The sequence below is a fragment of the Haloarcula quadrata genome (assembly GCF_003634715.1).
Taxonomy (GTDB): Archaea; Halobacteriota; Halobacteria; order Halobacteriales; family Haloarculaceae; genus Haloarcula; species Haloarcula marismortui.
Genome location: NZ_RBWW01000003.1, coordinates 73794 through 91284, shown reverse-complemented (window position 1 = coordinate 91284; position 17491 = coordinate 73794). Strand labels below are relative to the sequence as shown.

The 17491-nt window shown below is 51.2% G+C and carries 8 protein-coding genes and 5 pseudogenes; 4 read left to right on the top strand and 9 right to left on the bottom strand.

All coding sequences use genetic code 11. The features are described 5' to 3' along the window. Positions 1-850: 850 nt before the first annotated feature. The 6 genes and pseudogenes from BDK61_RS21030 to BDK61_RS21000 all read right to left on the bottom strand — a co-directional run bounded on the left by BDK61_RS21030 (position 851) and on the right by BDK61_RS21000 (position 8749). A complete protein-coding gene (locus tag BDK61_RS21030) occupies positions 851-1996 on the bottom strand; it encodes an ISH3 family transposase (RefSeq protein ID WP_121302321.1) in 1146 nt (381 codons plus the stop codon). Further along, the gene (locus tag BDK61_RS21025) at positions 1966-2433 is read right to left on the bottom strand and encodes a TrmB family transcriptional regulator (RefSeq protein WP_244209964.1); all 468 of its coding nucleotides are present in this window, start codon (positions 2431-2433) and stop codon (positions 1966-1968) included. The genes BDK61_RS21030 and BDK61_RS21025 overlap by 31 nt, the downstream gene beginning before the upstream one ends. Positions 2434-2526: 93 nt before the next feature. Continuing rightward, the gene (locus tag BDK61_RS21020; protein ID WP_011222279.1) at positions 2527-5034 is read right to left on the bottom strand and encodes an efflux RND transporter permease subunit; all 2508 of its coding nucleotides are present in this window, start codon (positions 5032-5034) and stop codon (positions 2527-2529) included. A 3-nt stretch (positions 5035-5037) separates the two neighbouring features. After that, positions 5038-6618 carry a COG1361 S-layer family protein gene (locus BDK61_RS24000; RefSeq protein ID WP_244209962.1) on the bottom strand — a complete coding sequence of 527 codons (1581 nt, stop codon included), beginning with the start codon at positions 6616-6618 and terminating at the stop codon, positions 5038-5040. Between the two features lie 324 nt (positions 6619-6942). Beyond that, a pseudogene (locus BDK61_RS21010) lies at positions 6943-7419 on the bottom strand (IS630 family transposase); the annotation flags it as partial. A 185-nt stretch (positions 7420-7604) separates the two neighbouring features. Then, positions 7605-8749: pseudogene (locus tag BDK61_RS21000) on the bottom strand (ISH3 family transposase). A 978-nt stretch (positions 8750-9727) separates the two neighbouring features. On the opposite strand from BDK61_RS21000, the gene BDK61_RS20990 reads away from it, so the two are divergent. Both BDK61_RS20990 and BDK61_RS20985 read left to right on the top strand, forming a co-directional pair. Continuing rightward, on the top strand, positions 9728-10327 hold the full coding sequence (locus tag BDK61_RS20990) for a TetR/AcrR family transcriptional regulator (protein WP_004967007.1): 600 nt from the start codon (positions 9728-9730) through the stop codon (positions 10325-10327). Between the two features lie 18 nt (positions 10328-10345). Continuing rightward, positions 10346-11188: pseudogene (locus tag BDK61_RS20985) on the top strand (IS4 family transposase); the annotation flags it as partial. 67 nt (positions 11189-11255) lie between these two features. Here BDK61_RS20985 and BDK61_RS20980 read toward each other — a convergent pair. Both BDK61_RS20980 and BDK61_RS20975 read right to left on the bottom strand, forming a co-directional pair. Further along, entirely contained in the window at positions 11256-13538 is a 2283-nt protein-coding gene (locus BDK61_RS20980; RefSeq protein WP_011222327.1) for an efflux RND transporter permease subunit, read from the bottom strand. 14 nt (positions 13539-13552) lie between these two features. Continuing rightward, positions 13553-15202, bottom strand: coding sequence for a COG1361 S-layer family protein (locus BDK61_RS20975; protein WP_208644708.1), 1650 nt, complete (start codon positions 15200-15202; stop codon positions 13553-13555). A 136-nt stretch (positions 15203-15338) separates the two neighbouring features. On the opposite strand from BDK61_RS20975, the gene BDK61_RS20970 reads away from it, so the two are divergent. Further along, positions 15339-15638, top strand: coding sequence for a TetR/AcrR family transcriptional regulator (locus tag BDK61_RS20970; protein WP_244209960.1), 300 nt, complete (start codon positions 15339-15341; stop codon positions 15636-15638). 120 nt (positions 15639-15758) lie between these two features. Here the strand turns inward: BDK61_RS20970 and BDK61_RS20965 are convergent. Further along, positions 15759-16531 (bottom strand): annotated as a pseudogene (locus BDK61_RS20965) (IS5 family transposase). Between the two features lie 77 nt (positions 16532-16608). Between BDK61_RS20965 and BDK61_RS20960 the strand changes: the two are divergent. Then, positions 16609-16850 (top strand): annotated as a pseudogene (locus BDK61_RS20960) (IS1595-like element ISHti5 family transposase); the annotation flags it as partial. Between the last annotated feature and the right edge of the window lie 641 nt (positions 16851-17491).

The following is a 17491-nucleotide window of genomic DNA, read 5'->3' as shown; positions in this document are numbered from 1 at the left end:
ACGCGAAAAATTCTTATCAAGTAGCCTGTAATAACCCCGTTCACACCGTAGTGGTTCTATTACTTCATCAAGAGAAAGAGACACGCCTGCAAGGGCTGAAAGACCAACTTGAGGCGACCGAGGGTGACGAAGCTGATGAGCTCCGTAACGAAACCGATAGGAGTTATGGAACCTGTCGAAAAACAATTTTGAGTCGAATCTTACGGTCTTAGCACCGGCTATAGCATTAATTGGCCCCATATACCGGCAAAAAAAAACATTTTTCGACAGGCTCTATGGTGACTTTATCTGAGTCTCTGTGGTAATTTCCTCGAAGTTCCCAATTGTTAATTGGCAGAATATCTGTGCGAAAGTGGTCCGCGCACTCCAAACGGCGGTTTCATCATCTGCTTTGCCGCCGCGAATACTAAGTAAAAACACGTCAAGGTCGACTATCAGAATCCGCTCAGCATACTCGTTACTTTGATTGACCTGGGAAGAATAAAATATGTCGATATTGTCATTATCGATCCACGAACTATCGATTGTCTGACCGCTCTTTGCAAGTAGTGTGACGCCGATACCACGCTCACACGCTGCTTCCAGTGCTGTTACCAAATCTGGGCTTGGGTCAACAAGGTCTGGGCTACCATATAGAATTGTTCGGTTCGCTTCGGAAGCTAGTTTCAGTCGATCACATCGACAGCCGCGTAACCCCGTTTGATGACGGTGAACCAAACCGAACTAGCTGTGGAGCATCTTCGAACCGCTAGTGAGCATGATTTTCGGGATGGACCGTCGCTGTCGGCGGCGGACTGCCGCCGACGCGACAGTGTCACCACTGACGACCGCTGTCCGGACAGATGGACAGCTACCGGAAGAACCGGTCGTCAAGTGGCTGGTTCGCTGGAACAGTCCTGCGGACACCAAGTGCTGTCCAAGCTGCGCGGAGCGTCATTTCGCAAAACTCCGTGAACGACCACTGCAAGAGGCGGCGGCCCCCACGGCGGGGCGCCGCCACGTACCTCCAGTGGAGATATCGCCAACTGTTCTGAAGCAGTAGGCTCACTACAAACATTACCAACCGCAGTCCAGCATCCTGAGAACTAGTGAAAGCGAGGCTCTGCTTGGCTAATCGGTAGCTTGATTCGATGCCGAAGCGCTTGCTGTAGTGCTCTCGTGCATCTCGTGGCGTGTCGATAAAGGGCGCGTCAGCGGCGTAGCCGTGACGCGCCACCCCGTGTTCGTCGTACCGTCCCTGCTGGTACACGCAGTCGATGAACACAGGGAACTCCACCTCGCCAGCGAGATCGTGTTCGATCTCGCGGCTCCAGCCTTCGCTGAGTTTGTTTTGAATCGTCTCACCCCACTTGACGATCGGCATCACATAGGCGTAATTGTGCGCGTACAGCAGCTTGAGACAGGTGCTGTTGTAGAAACCCCGATCAAGGTAGACGGCCTTGACGCCGAGGTCAAGGCCGTCAAGGAGTTCCAGGAACTCGGCGAGGACATCGCTGGTGGTTTCGCCAGCGACGAGCTGGCGAACCGCCAGCGTGTACCGCTTGTTGCGTACGCGCACGTAGAGCGTCGCATAGGCGTGAAACGTCGTTGTTCCACGCTTGGCCTGTGAGGAGTACAGAGCCTCAGTTTCGTCCTCATCACCGTAGTAGGGATCGAGGTGGAGGTCTGCGCAGACCTCCACCGGTCGATCTGGCAGTGTCGCAAGCGCATCTCGTTGTAACAGTGTGTCTCCAACCGCCTCAACCGAATCAAGCTCAAACTGATCGGTAAGATGTCCACGCACGGTATTGGCGTGCGGTGAGTCGTCAGTCGTTTCGCAGACGTGGTTGATTGAGGTCCCGCCGGCGCTGGCGCCGGCGAGGACCTCGCACAATGTCTCTGTCGTGACCTCTACGTTCTCGTCGAGGTCTACCGTGAGCTCCTCTTCGAGACTGTTGACGACAAAATTAAGCAGGTGCTCTTCCTCTATCTCGCTGTCTGCTTGGGTTGACTGCACATCCTCTCCAAGCAGACGCTTACTCTAACCCGATGTGATCGACTGAGTTTAGCAATCCTCTCGGTAATAGCTGTTTTTCCAGTAATTGACCAGACATCTTCGTTCTCTTCGGCTTCGTTTCCAGTAGCAGGTTCCAACGACTCAAGATAATCAAACACACTATCACGCTGAGTTTCAAACCGATTTTCAAGCTGTGCTTTTGCTTCATCCAGTGAAACAGGTTGGAATACCTGTGGATTCGACTGCTGGATGCTAATGAACCCGCGACTCTCTAAATCGTGTGCTGTCGTGTATACTTGCGGCCGGGGAACGTCGGTTACAGAAGCTATCTCACGGGCAGTCCCGCTCCCAATCTCAACGAGTGTAATGAACACGCGTGCCTCATACGTTGATAACCCTAGCTCTTTCAATGACTCAGTTGCTTCGTTATCGCTCATTCTATTGATTCTCCGAATGCTTTACTATCGTGTGTACTGTTATTATCCGATCTTTGAACATTGTGTATCCAATCATATTTGAATGGAGTTCGCTCATTGATTCACCCGAAAGTTGTTTCCAGACAGGAACCGAGTGATATCAGATTCAACGAATTGGGACCAGATCACAAGTGCAGAGGGGACAATAATTATCGATGCAAGATACGAGTAAAGAATTGTCAGCCCGGTCAATATGCCGAACTGTCCAAGCACTGGTGTGATTGCAATTACGAGCACCCCGATTCCTGATACTGTTGTTAACATCGAACCGGTAAGCGCTCCACCAGTACCGCGGACTGTAGTAGTGAGTGCGATAAAGACATCTGTACCTCGTTCATATTCTTCTGAGAACCGGTGGATCAGGTGCGCAGAATAGTCTGTTCCAAGCCCAAGCCCGATCGAGAGGATGGTTCCCGTTAGGACATTAAATGGAATCCCAAGGTAACGCATCGTTGCAGCGATGCCAGCAACAGTGATCGCAATAGGTAGGAGGTTAACTACCCCAAGAAGGGGCCGGCCTTCGAGCGCGGCATACGCGATAATAAGAAAGATACCAGACCCCACGAGAGCAAGAGCGAGACTAATCAACGCTGACTCACCAATCACGTCTGAAACTGCTTTGAGAACAATTACGCCGCCAGTTGCGGTTGCTTTAAACCGGAAGCGATCCGAAACAGTGCGAGTGTCAGAAGTCACTTCATCCTGTGTTGCGTCGGCTTCAACAGCGTACTCAATACGCGCTGACGTATAGTCGTCGGTGATATAATTCAGCGCCTGTCCTCGCGCTGGTGAATCAAGTAAGGCATCATAGATTGTTACCAAGTTATCATCTGGAATCCCGTTTGCATTCCGGTCATTTTGGGCGACAAGTGCAGCGAACTCGGGACTTCGATCAGCGTACGATCGTATAACGGTAATAATAGACGTTTCACGGGCATGACCGTCATCAACGATGAAGCTATCCGGTGGAGAGTCTCCTGCGCGGTACATAGATTCAAGCGCTCCATCATCTGTTAATGACCCTTCAACGTACACTGTTGTTGTATCTTCCTCGCCAGTTTGGAACCGATCCTCAAGGAAATTCGTTGTTTCTGTCACTGTGTACTCACTTGGCTGTACACTTGCTGGTAAGTATTCCAGATACTCTGGATTTTCTTCGGGTGGCAGAAAATCATCCTGCGAGAACCGCGACTCAACTCCAGAGCCATAGACACCAACCCACGCTGTGCTGAGTACCAGCACGATGACGAAGGTCTTTGGAGCTGCTCTACCGATGTGTACGCCAGCCAAAAGAACCCGTCCAAGTAGTGAGTCCTCCGAACCCATCGGTTGTGACCCAAACGTCGGAATCGGATATCGCTGGCATAATTGATCAGCATAGACCTTGCTTGCAGGAAGAAACACTCCAAAGATGAGGAATGTAAATACAATGCCGATGGCAGCGACGATGCCAAAGTCTTGAATCGATCCCAATGGGCTACTCATATTTGCAGCAAAGCCGACCACAGTAGTCCCAGTGACAATAGCAAATGCGACGAGCAACTGATCCGTAGTGGTCCGCATTGACTCTTGAATCCCGTATCCCTGGATCCGCTCTTCACGGTAGCGATTAATCGCATGAATGCCGAAATCAATCCCGACCGCAAGTAGCAGGGGAGGGACTGCAATTAACAGCTGTGAGAACGCGATGCCTGCCAGGCCCATAAAGCCGAACGTCCAGAGAATTGCCATCGCTAACGCTACCAGACCTAATAGAAGGTCGACAGGGTCGCGATAAGCGATGATAAGGAAAAACAGGATCAGTCCGACTGCAGCGGGTACTACTAGAGCTAGTGAATCGCTTATCACTGATGACAGCTCTTCAGATGTGAGGCCACTGCCGAAAACAGTGATGTCACCGCCGACGGAATCAACAATAAAGACTGCTTGTTGCTGTATACTAGTGAGTGGACTTGATCCGCTGCTACCTGGACCGCTGTCGGTTTCGGTTTGCAGTTGATGTGTAACAATCCCGATTGTTGCCGAAGCGCTGGCTGAACGAGCATTGAAGTCGTTACTGAGACTGGCCCGAAATTGTGGATTTCGCTCAGCGGCTGTTTGCACAGCTTGGTCAATCTCACTCGGTGCCGCGGTTTCAACGACACGGATCTGCTCTTCGAATGTTTCTGCAGACGGATCAAGGGTTCTGGCAACTGCCTGTGCGACGCTTGTGGTGGATTCGACCTGTATCTCAGGGTTCTTTGACAGCCGATGCTGCGCTCGAAGCATCCGCAGTAATTCTGGCTTCGACAAGACATTCTGGCCTGAGTGGATTAGCTGTGTCGTCCCTGTGTCACCCTCAAATGTGATTCGCTCAAAGTTGTTGTTTACTTCGTCCAACGCATCGGCTGCCGGAACATCGTCGACAAATTGACTGGTCCCAGACTCTGTGCCAGACTGCCCAAGGCCAGTCGCAAACACGCCTGACAGGATCAAAAAAACGAGGATAACCTGTTTTGGCCGATCCGCAATCCAGTGGTCTGCAATGTCGATATACCGCTGGTAGTTGAGCTCGAAATCCATGGATTAGCTTGACCACCGCCGCCAGCCACCGATTCCAGCGACCCCAATAATGACGAACACGCCCAAAATAAGAGGGAGTGGGAAGCCGCTGTCTTCAGGTTCTGTTACGACAATTGCGGTGGTATATGTTTTCGAGACTTCAGAGTCGCCATCTGGCATTTCGTACTGGAAGTCAAGTGAGACTGGGTATGTTTTCGGCAACGCACCACTTGCTGCAGAGAGTGCGATGGTAACTTCGGCTGTTTCATTTGCCGCCAGCGATGTGACAATCGCCTCATCGTTATCACTGGATAGGGGGCTTTCAACAAACGCCTTTGCTTCGACGTTTTGTAGTGGTTGCTCACCGTTATTCGTAATTTGTATCGTTACGGCTTGGTCACTCCCAGCCGCAATTTCATCTGTAGCAGTTTTAATAATGAATCTGTCGCGCTTGGGTTCAATTCTTGCTCTTGTCTCTAATCCATCACTTCTCTGCACATCGCCGCGGGTGTTCCGATAACGAGTTGTGAGATTGAATTGCTGAACGCTGGCACTTCCTGCGTCACTTACCGTTACGGTGTACTCAAAGTTAGCACGCTCACCTGGAGCAATGTCAGGAATCGCGTATTCTGAGGAGTCCACTACAATGTTTGGGTTGGATGGAGAGAACATCACGACTGGATTTGTAACCGCATCGGGCCCGTTGTTAACAACTGTTCCCGAAACTGTTCCTTCTTCACCGACGCGAAGATTTGTTGAGACGTTTGTAACTGAAAAAGACTGCTCAGCAGTCGGTCGCACTCCGGTAGTTAGCGGTCGAGAGGACCTGTCAATCCCGTCGATGTCGCGGTAGTTCACCGTGAGATCAACAGAGTATGCTCGAAGTGTAGCGTCGTCAACCATTTCAACGGTATATTCGATGACGCGTTGTTCGCCTGGCTCCCACGACCCGATATTTGCCGTTGAACTCTTCGATCCGGTCCCAAAGAGAAGTTCATCGCTGGAAGACGCTGCAGCAACGCTCGCGTCCCGTGCTGCTCGGTCACCAACATTCTCTATCGTTACAGTGAGATTTCCGCGGTCACCGACTTGTGAAGTAGTTGTTGAGTCGACAATATCGAATCGCGACTGACTGCGCACACGAATCGTCACATATTCTGTTCGACTCCGGTCGAAATCGTTGTATTCGGGTCCAAAGCTATCGTAATTGACACTCCGAGTAGATGCATAGCTGATTTTGACCGGAACTCGGTATGTCCCTGGTTCCGCACTATCTTTGATCGTGATGTTCACAGGTGGAGCTGATGCTGTCCCTGTTGGTACATTTCCGATGCTGACTGAGCCAGTATTTATTTCAATTGGTGCGGATCCAGATTTAACATCGGCTGTGACACCACGAGCGGTTGTGATGCGATTTTCATACTCTGCAGGGCCTCCTTTTCTAATTGAGCCTCTATTTACTATTTCAAGCCTAAGTTCTGCCTGAGTCCCTGGTTCAAACTCTTGGGTGGGGGCATTGAGATCAATATCTGGAGATCCAATTACTTGTCCAGAATTCCCCGCTGTTTGTGCAGTTACTGGAGCGATAGTTGAACCAAGAAGCACGGCAGAAAGAATAGCTGCAACCGCAATAGAACGTACGTGATTATAGATCACGGTTCACCTGAGTAACTTCATTCGGACACACTCGCGCTGAAAACATCTCCTGGGTTGGGGCCAAGTCGGCTTGTTTGTACATACCTACATACAGACTGTGTTAGGAACCTTAAGAATGTTTTCTCATTGTTTGATAGTGCTAGTGGCCCCACCATTCGTATTTATTTAATACGTATCCCCCCTGTTGCGTTGCAGTAGCGAGCCTCTCCTAGAGAATCGGTCGTTCTTGATGGATTTTCTGTGCGTCTTCAGCCATCCGTTCTATAGTAGTCATTAGAAATAATTGCTCACTTTTGGAAGCGACAGTTGGTCGAGAGCGGTATCGATCGCGGTGGTCAGTTGCTCAAGCGAGTCGAAGAACCAGTTGCTGAGAGCGTTTTGGAGTTGTCGCCAACACTCTTCGACAGGATTGAGTTCCGGCGAATACGCCGGCAACGTGACGAAGGCGAGGTCGTCACGGGCCGCCAGGTCCGTGACGTCCGACGCCTGAAAGTACGGCGCACCATCCAGCACGACGATCAAGTCTTCTTCGAATTCTTCGCATAACGCGAGAATGAAATGTTTCGCGTGATCGGCGGTGACGTATTCGGTAAATCGGGAGAAAAAGCAGTCGCCGTCTTCGGTGATCGCGCCGAGCAGACACGTCCAGTCGAGTTGACCGGACAGTTCGACGCTCGGCCGCGTGCCGCGCGGAAACCACGCGGCACGCGGCTCGACTTGCACGGATTTCTTGGTCTGGTCGATACAGACTCAGTCGATCACATCGACAGCCGCGTAACCCCGTTTGATGACGGTGAACTAAACCGAACTAGCTGTGGAGCATCTTCGAACCGTTGGTGAGCATGATTTTCGGGATGGACCGTCGCTGTCGGCGGCGGACTGCCGCCGACGCGACAGTGTCACCACTGACGACCGCTGTCCGGCCCGATGGACAGTTACCGGAAGAACCGGTCGTCAAGTGGTTGATTCGCTGGAACAGACCTGCGGACACCAAGTGCTGTCCAAACTGCGCGAAGCGTCATTTCGCAAAACTCCGTGAACGACCACTGCAAGAGGCGGCGCCCCCCACGGCGGGGCGCCGCCACGTACCTCCAGTGGAGATATCGCCAGCTGTTCTGAAGCAGTAGGCTCACTACAAACATTACCAACCGTAGTCCAGCATCCTGAGAACTAGTGAAAGCGAGGCTCTGCTTGGCTAATCGGTAGCTTGATTCGATGCCGAAGCGCTTGCTGTAGTGCTCTCGTGCATCTCGTGGCGTGTCGATAAAGGGCGCGTCAGCGGCGTAGCCGTGACGCGCCACCCCGTGTTCGTCGTACCGTCCCTGCTGGTACACGCAGTCGATGAACACAGGGAACTCCACCTCGCCAGCGAGATCGTGTTCGATCTCGCGGCTCCAGCCTTCGCTGAGTTTGTTTTGAATCGTCTCACCCCACTTGACGATCGCCATCACATAGGCGTAATTGTGCGCGTACAGCAGCTTGAGACAGGTGCTGTTGTAGAAACCTCGATCAAGGTAGACGGCCTTGACGCCGAGGTCAAGGCCGTCAAGGAGTTCAAGAAACTCACCGAGGACATCGCTGGTGGTTTCGCCAGCAACGAGCTGGCGAACCGCCAGCGTGTATCGCTTGTTGCGTACGCGCACGTAGAGCGTTGCATAGGCGTGAAACGTCGTTGTTCCACGCTTGGCCTGTGAGGAGTACAGAGCCTCGGTTTCGTCCTCATCACCGTAGTAGGGATCGAGGTGGAGGTCTGCGCAGACCTCCACCGGTCGATCTGGAAGTGTCTCAAGCGTATCTCGTTGAAGCAGCGTGTCTCCAACCGATTCAACCGAATCCAGTTCAAACTGATCGGTGAGATGCCCACGGACGGTATTAGCGTGTGGTGAGTCGTCAGTCGTTTCGCAGACGTGATTGATCGAGGTCCCGCCGGCGCTGGCGCCGGCGAGGACCTCATAGAGCGTCTCTGCTGTGACCTCGACGTTCTCGCCGAGATCTAACGAAAGTTCCTCGTCAAGACTATTGACGACAAAATTAAGGAGGTGCTCTCCTCTATCTCGCTGTCTGCTTGGGGAGGCTTCACACCGCATCCAAGCAGACGCTTCCTCTAACCCGATGTGATCGACTGATCTTCGTACTGCGATGGACCATGCTGGATAATCTGACCGTAATTAACAATCGAAACTGTGAGCTCATCGGCGGTGTCGGCTGATAACGGCTCAGGTGAAGTTGTAAAAGTGACATCTGGGTTTCCAACAACGTCCCCAGATTCTGATGCCTGAGCAGTTGCAATACTGGGGACCGCACTAACAACGAATCCCACGAGTAAAACGGCAGTCAGGACGGTGGTTAACGACGGCGGGTTAGGAAGTGTGTTCTGTGTCATTTTGCGTTTACTAAGTAATCAATCAAAAGGTGCGGGTGCATATTACCCTGTTGGTTTCGGTCACCGGACTGACCGACACATAAAACCGGATCAAGAGAGGCTCTATAAAAATCCACTGAACCCCCGGAGCCTGAAGTACGTCATGGAGTCGTGAAAGTCAGCCTACGACAGACACCTCCGAGTACGGGAGCGTCACAGGGTCAGATGAGAAGGAACAGTAAAATGCGAATCGCAACCCAACTGACCAACAACGGTGCCTCTCGCCGCACCGAATTACCTCAAAGGACAGGCTGTGGCCGTATCTCAGGGGCTCTAACTCCACAGGCGGACTCTTACAAATCTAGTCAAGACGCGTTCAAGAAAATCGTTCGATCTGTGCCTTGATTCACCAATAAGGTCTAGACGTAAGCGCCCCTATAATCTGGACAGGCGCAATGTCACGGCCACATAGAAGAGGATCCGACAGTCTCGTGCACTCCGATAGAACAGTGGTCAACAATATGCTTAAGTTAGCCGAATGAATAATCAATTATACAGCCATCTGCGGCTTGTACTCGCTATTCAGCACAATGATAAAAAACATAACTCAGTTTGACCCTGTGTCATACGCAGTGGGTAATAGAGCCGTGAGCAGTTTGAACCGTCCCAGACAACCAAAAAATAGTCGGGGTAAAGATGACTAACGAGATATCCTTCTTCCAGAATCCAGAGGGAACCCAAGAAGAGATTCTTGAAGCTACATTCTATGCATTACGTCAGCACGGGTACGCGGACCTAACTATTTCAAAAATAGGCGATGAATTCGAAAAAAGCCAGTCACTCATATATCACCACTACGATAATAAGGACGAATTGCTAGTAGATCTTCTGGACTATATGTTGGAGCAGGTCGAAAGCCAGGTCCCACTTCCCAACCAGTCGCCTGAAGAGTATATCGAAATAATCGTTGACGAGATGTTTGGCACCAACGGCAACAACAATCTCGAGTTTACCCAGGCTATAATTGAACTGCGAGCGCAAGCAGCACACGACGACAATTACGGCCGCCTCTTTCGTAGGAGTGATGATTTCATTCGGAAACAAATTGCACGTGCTATCCGGGCGGGCGTCGATGCAGGCGCATTCGATGTCGAGAATCCATCCCAAACAGCCGCGCTGTTCCACACCGTTTTAATCGGTATTCAGACAGAGCAGATTACAAGCGACGAGGAGCCCATCGACTACACCAGAGCCGAGTTCCAGCGCTACATCGAGAACTGTTTATTCCCTGAATGACCTCCTCCCCGCCGCGGGCTCCACCTGCTCCATAATGTCACTGGCCAGACGATTGATCGGTTCAGCATCACTGACGAGAAAGCGCACGACGGCACCGAGTTTTCTACGGGATCATGGCTAAAAGATCGGTTGGTACTGTTCGATCAAGCGTACTTCAAGTACCGCCGTTTTGCGCTGATTGACGAGAATAACGGATACTTCGTGAGTCGGCTGAAACCGAACGCAAACCCGAAAATAACAGCGGAATTACGGGAATGGCGTGGCGACGCCATTCCATTGGAAGGGGAGAAGATCCAGGATGTCGTGGACAACCTCTACCGAGAGCACATTGATGTAGAAGTGGAAGCGACGTTTCAGCGACGAGAGTACGCGGGCACACAATCATACGACAGCAAGACGTTTCGTGTCGTCGGCGTCCTCATCGCAGACGCCGACAACTACCATCTGTACATTACGAATCTCCCGAGAGAGGAGTTTCTGCCAGCAGATCTAGCAACGATCTATCGATGTCGGTGGGAGGTAGAACTGCTGTTTCGTGAGCTGAAGACGCAGTACAACTTGGATGAGTTCGATACGAGTAAGACGTATATCATGGAGATCCTGATATATGCGGCGTTGCTGTCGCTGTTAGTGAGCCGTGATCTGCTGGGTCTGGTCACCGAACAAGCCGACGACGAAATCGTGTTTCCGCCGGAACGCTGGGCGGCGACCTTTCGATCGCACGCCCAGCTCATCCTCTTTGAACTCGGTGAGTACCTCGGCTACTCGCCGCCATCGTTGTTAGAGCGGCTGATCGAGGATGCTCAGAAAATTCACCAGCAACGACCGATACTGCAAGAGACGCTCGCCACCGCTGCATAACCGAGGTGTGAGGCCTAACTAAAGACGAATAGCTTGCGGTGATCCGTCAACTGGGACAAGGATGGTTTCAATCATCGGTTTCTGATGGCACTATGTTTCGTGAAGCTGCTTTATCTGCGCGGACTGACTCAATCTTATCCGAGAGACGCCCAAGGGCTATAAGCGTCGGTGGTAGGGTTGCCAGAGAGGCAATGAGGGTGAGGAAGATGACACCCACAGTTAGCCACCCGAAGTCAGCTAGAATAGGGAATGGTGATAGCGTGAGTGCTGAGAACCCGAAAACAGTGGTCATCCCAGACACGGTAATCGCTTTGCCGACACGCGATCCGGCGGTTTCGACTGCATCAAGCCGGGAAATACCAGTCTGTTCGACCTCTTCGAAGTAACGTTCCATTACGATGATCGTGTATTCTGCGCCGATGCCGACACTCATTGCGCCAAGAGACGCACCAAGTGGCGACACCGATATTGACAGAGCTAACATATAGAGATTTTGCCAGCCGATGACAAATAGCATCGGGACAAGCGGGGCAACAGCCCGAAGCAGGTTTCGATAGTAGAGGAGTAATGCCCCAAAAACAAGGGCAAATCCAAGCCCAGTCGTTGCATTCCGATTTTCGATCTGCTCAACGATCGATGGTGTCGATACGGGTGATTGCCCTGTAAGCTTGGCATCGACTCCGGATGGAGGCTGACTTAATGCGATTGATGTCTCAATAGTGTCGAACAAGCCAAGTTCCTCGTCGGTGTTCATGTCTTGTTCAGCAGTTATCCGGATCTGTGCATGGCCGTTGCTGTAATACTGGGCTTTTTGATCGTCTGGGATGGCTGCTAAAGTCTGTCTAACCTCACGTTCTGTCTCTGGTAGTGTTCCGCCATTATGCTGTTTAATCAGCGTTGCTGGTGTCGAGACACTGGTAATTTGTTGCTTATCACTGGCGATGACGCGGAACCTCTCCATCCAGCGTAACACGTCTGGGTCGCGCAATTGTTCCCCACTAACAAGAATGCTGTACTGAACGGCATCACCACCCCCAGCGACAGATCGAAACTCCTGGAGATCGGTATAGGCCGGCAGGTCCTGTGGAATGAATTCCTCAGTATCCGCAGTCGTTTCTAGATCAGAACTGACCGCAAACCCACCAGCTGCGACAACAATCGCAATAGAGAGAACAATGAAAGGATTAGCTGCAAGAGTGCGTGATGTCCGCCCGAGTGCCTGTCCAAGACGGCCAATGTTACTGCTTCCGGTCTGTTCCTGTGGTGGGAACTCCGACTCATGGGAGGGACTGGCCTCCTCTTCAGATGTGCTACGGAAGCGGACCCAGAGTGTGAGGACTGGCAAGAGCACAAACAATCCAGTGATAAATGTTAGCACCACACCGAAAATAGACGTTTGTGCAAACCAGACAAACGCTGGTGATCCGATTGTGGAAACCCACGTTGCTCCGAATCCAAGTGCCGCTGAGAACATCGCAACTAGAACGGGTGGGCCAACACCACCCAATGCTAGTGGCAACGCTTCGCGTGGGCGGTGATTTTCAAGCTCTTCTTCGTACCGTTCATGAAACTGTATAGAATAGTCAATTCCCAATCCGATCAAAATTGGGAACACAGAACTGGTCAACGTTGAGTTTGGGATACCTGCGTACCCAATCGCTCCAAACGTCCAAATTACACCGACAAAGACCGCAACTATCGGGAGCAAGCGGAGTCGAACACCCCGGAACAAGAAGAATAGGGCGATAACCATTAGCCCTACAGCTAACCCGAGCAACTGCTGCGTGCTCTGCTGAATGAGTCCCGAAAGTTGCGACGAGAACGCTGCTGAACCAGTAATTGTAACGCTCACGCCGCTCGGAAATTCCCCCCATTCTTTGGCATTAATAGCATCTGTATAAATAGGCCGGGATTGTTGCTGTGTAAGCCCGGGTTCAAGAACGATGGTAACTACCGTTGAGTCTGGATTCCCAACAACCCGCTGTATTTTTTCTTGTGATCCAGGAATACGGCCATACTCTGCTCGCACTTGATCAGCAGGGCTGATTACTTGTTCAACGTCATCAACTTCGGACATTCGTCGATCATATCGATCGATAGCCCGCATTGTCGCGGGTTCTGTAACCTCTCCCCGCACAAGGGTAGCAATCGTCCCGCGGTCGAAATTATCATCATACGTATTTAATGTGGGATTTTCACCGACAAATGCGCGGTCCCCGGTGACACTTTCAATCTGTGCGGCACCGGAAAATGCGATCCCAGTGACAACAACTACGGCTGTGAGCATGATCAGTGGCCGACTCTGAATGAGTCGTCCAAGCCGTGCAAATATCGTTCGCAAGCTCATCATCGTATTATCTGAGATTAATTTTGCCGTCGGTATACAACGATAGCGCCACCGACAAGTGCAGCCATCCCAACCGCAACCGCCGGAATTAGTGGGAACCCACCGGAATCGGCTGCACGAACTGGGACGCCAATGGTAAGTGAGCCAGTAAAGCGTGTATCTCCGTCGGACTCATCGTACCGAATCTCAACTGATGAACTATACTCTTTTGTTAGGGCAGTATCGGAAGCACTCACTCGAAACGTTGCAGTTACAGTCTCACCGGGCTCAACAGTGCCGAGATAAGCACCATCGTCTGAAGACGATAGCGGGTCATTAGTGAATAATTTGATATTCGCGTTCGTTACTGTTTCATTTCCGGTGTACCTGATCGTAGTTGTCATCTCGCCGCTGCCACCCGGCGTTACTGTCGTATTTGTTCTGATAACTTGGAATCGGTCACGCTCCTCACCGATGACGACACGCTGCCGAAGTGGTGCCAACGGTCGAAGAACATCGCCAGCATCGTTTTCATATTCAAGATCTAATGGAACAGAAATTGAGCCCGGCTCTGCTTCCTCGGGGATATTAACTGTGAACGACACCTCAGCGGATTCACCAACAGCCAGATCACCGACTGCCGCTTCACCGCTAGTTACTGTGAGTGGAAGCTGCTCCTGTTGGCCGATGCGAACGACCATATTCTGTGCAGGTGCTGGCCCCTCGTTCGTAATGGTAGCTTGGAGTGTTGCTTCAGGTTCATCTACTCTGAAATCGGTTGCCTGAACCTCACTGATTTCAAATGATCGGTCTGCTTGGACAGTAAAATTCGCTCGCGCAGTATCAGCTGTCTCTGTTATGCCGTTTCCGTTTTCGAACTCAATTGTTGCTGTGACTGGATATGTGCCTAAGTCTACATTTTCATTGGCACCCATTCGAACACTCACCGTTGTGTCTTCCCCAGGTGCCAGTGAGCCAATCGAACGAGCGGTATTCTGTGAAGGGCTTGCTGCCTTTCCGAAGAACGTTCCTTCAGTGGTCGTAGTGAAAGTGACCTCAGCGTTCGTTGCGGCGCGTGTCCCGGTATTCTCAACGGTATAGCGAACCATACCGTTGTCACCTGCGATGATACTGTCTTTACCTACCCTTGTGACATTAAATCGGGGTTCATTTTCAACTTCAAGAGTTATGTCTTGGACAACCTCTCCTGAGCGCGTTTGCCGTTCCGTGTCGTCAAGTGGTCCGAAACTTACCGCTCGCGTGTGCGAATATTCGATTACGACTGGGACCTCATATATACCTGGTTTGGCGTTGCCGACCTCAATCCTGAAATCAAGCGGCACCCGCTGGCCGTCAGCAATGGTCCCAATTGTCTGTTTACCTGATTTTACTTCAATTGGTGCGTCGAGCTTATCATCCTGTATTTCAACCTGAACATTTTTTGCACGCTGTACTTCCTCTTCAAACGCTGCTTCGTTGCCCTTTCTGAGTTCACCATCATTGACAAGGACAACTTGCAATGATTGGGCTGATTCAGCGCTGACGACTGGTTCCGGTGTCGAAGCACTGATTCCCGGCTCGCCAATGACTACCGAATCCGCTGCTACCGGCGTCGCCATGCTGAGAAGTAAGCAAGCGCAAATAGCGATGCTTACCCATTTAGTCGAGTAGAACCGCGATAGACTCATGTATTATGCCCACTGCCTGCCAGATATAATCTTGGTGAAACTACATACCACGCAATAACTGTTTATGAGCTAGTTGCTATTCAACTCGTCAAAGAAGTCACATTTATTATACAGATGAACTTGAAATCAGTACCTAATGGACGATTTAGCAAGCCAGAGTTTTCCAGAACCTGAAAGGGCGATAATGAAGGCAACCTATCAGGTACTATGCGAGTATGGGTATGCAGATCTTACGATACAACAGATTGCAGACGAATATGGAAAGACTACGACTGCAGTACATTACCACTGCGATACAAAAAATAAACTCCTCACAGCGTTCCTTGATTACCTTCTGGAGGAACTTGCCGACTCAGTTCACAATATCAGGACAACTAATCCCGAAAACCGCCTCAAGTTTCTGCTTGATGAACTTCTTGTCAAATCAAAAAATTAGCCAGTTCTCTCGATTGCATTATTGGAAATGCAGAGCCAGACGCCATACAAGGAGCCCTTCCGTGAGCGTTTTAAACAGATGGCCGTGGTGAATCGCCAGACGGAGCTTGATTTCACTGTTTCAGAGCTGCTTGATATTGTGAACGACACACATCAAAACGAGTTCACGAAATTCACCGTACCAAGTTCGCGCACGCACGGCGTCGCCGAGCGTGCGCTTAACCGTGGAGAAGACGGTCTCACACATCGCTCGTTGGCGGTATCGAGGCCCATCGATCCGCGCGTTATGCGCGTGATCGATGGGCCGGAACTCACGATGTTTGATTAGCGGTCTTACCCCCTTTTCGCGGAGTTTTTCACGTAACTCCATCCAATCGTAGCCTTTGTCGGCAGCGAGGCTGGCGAGGTCGCCCGCGTTCGGCGGGCGACCTGCCAGCCGAGCTGTGTGTCGTGGCGTTTCTCAGTTGTACAGTGAACGTCCAGAATCGCTTGGCTTTCTGTGTCGACGAGAGCTGTCGCTTTGAGCGTCTGAACCCGGTAATTCGTCCGACGGCAGTAGTGTTTGCTAGCGTTTTCCCGGTCAAAAAACGTCGCGTCGATAGCGGTGTGACCGGATGGCTGTCTTGATTCTGTCAAACCACTTGACTAGCATGGAGTGGTCGGGGAGATCGGCCGCGTTGAGGCCGATCTCCCCGAGTATTTGTGGCATCTCGCTCAGCAAATCAAGTGCTTCTCGGTAGGATTTTTCCAGGTAAACCCGCAGACAGTGCAGCGACACTACCGCATACTCGGCGAAGCCGCCACCCCTTCGGGGGCGGCGACTTCGCTTCGCTCACCAACAGCATTTTTAGCTAACTGAACGACGTTGCTTGTGAAGCGGGAGATCTTAGACATGAATCATCGGCGGTTTCCCGCTTCATCTTCCTAGTTCTGACGGTCGAAGCCGACGCCGTCCAGTGATTCACCAGAGCCATGATCTCACAGGGACGGTGTTTGCCGAACATCAGCTCACCATTCCAGAGATGTTCCACATCATTCGAGGGATGGAAGAACATACGACGAACGAGATCTTTCAAGAACTCGACCGTACCTACAAGACGCGCTTGCCGAGGATCCTGAGTTTGACCTTTCTGGTGTCTGTGAGGCTGACGAAGTCTATGTCGTTGCTGGCGAGAAGGGACTCGAAGATAAGGATGGAAGTCCGCGCTGGCGGGCGTCGCCAGGTATTAGGCACACCTTCAGCAAGCAGACCTCTCAACTAACCGGCTTCGTGAAGTACTGATTTTTGCCTTCGGCGCAATTCAGGCAGGAACTTTATCAACTTGAAACGGGACAGCTCTGATCAAGATTGAGCATAGGACCACTCCTACACGTAGCCGGGTGGATTCACCGCGACCGTGTCGCTATAGTAGCCATTGCAAGTCATTACACACCCAATCGCAGGACGGCACTGCGATCGGTGTGTAAATCGTTCCAATTGTTACTATAGGACCACACACCCACCCCTATCGATTTGTTCTAACGAGAAAGGGTGGTGAGGGGAGTCAATCACGGGGGAGCCGAGGTGGATATGGTTCGTCAGAATAATATCCCTCAGCTAAATCCATCTTTATAAGCCCGATTCTTGTTATAATCGGTTTGCAGAAAGGGGATTGAACAAATCGATAGGAGTGGGTTCAGAGCAGTTAGCCGAAGAAACAAAAAGGACAACAAGACATCACTCACCACAGTGTACAAGAACCCCGATCCTGGTCTTCGTCCCTTGGTTTCTCGATTCCTTATTTAATACTCTATCAGGAAGAGAATAGAGCGACAAAGAGTGATTAGAACAAATCGATAGACGTGTGTTCTTCT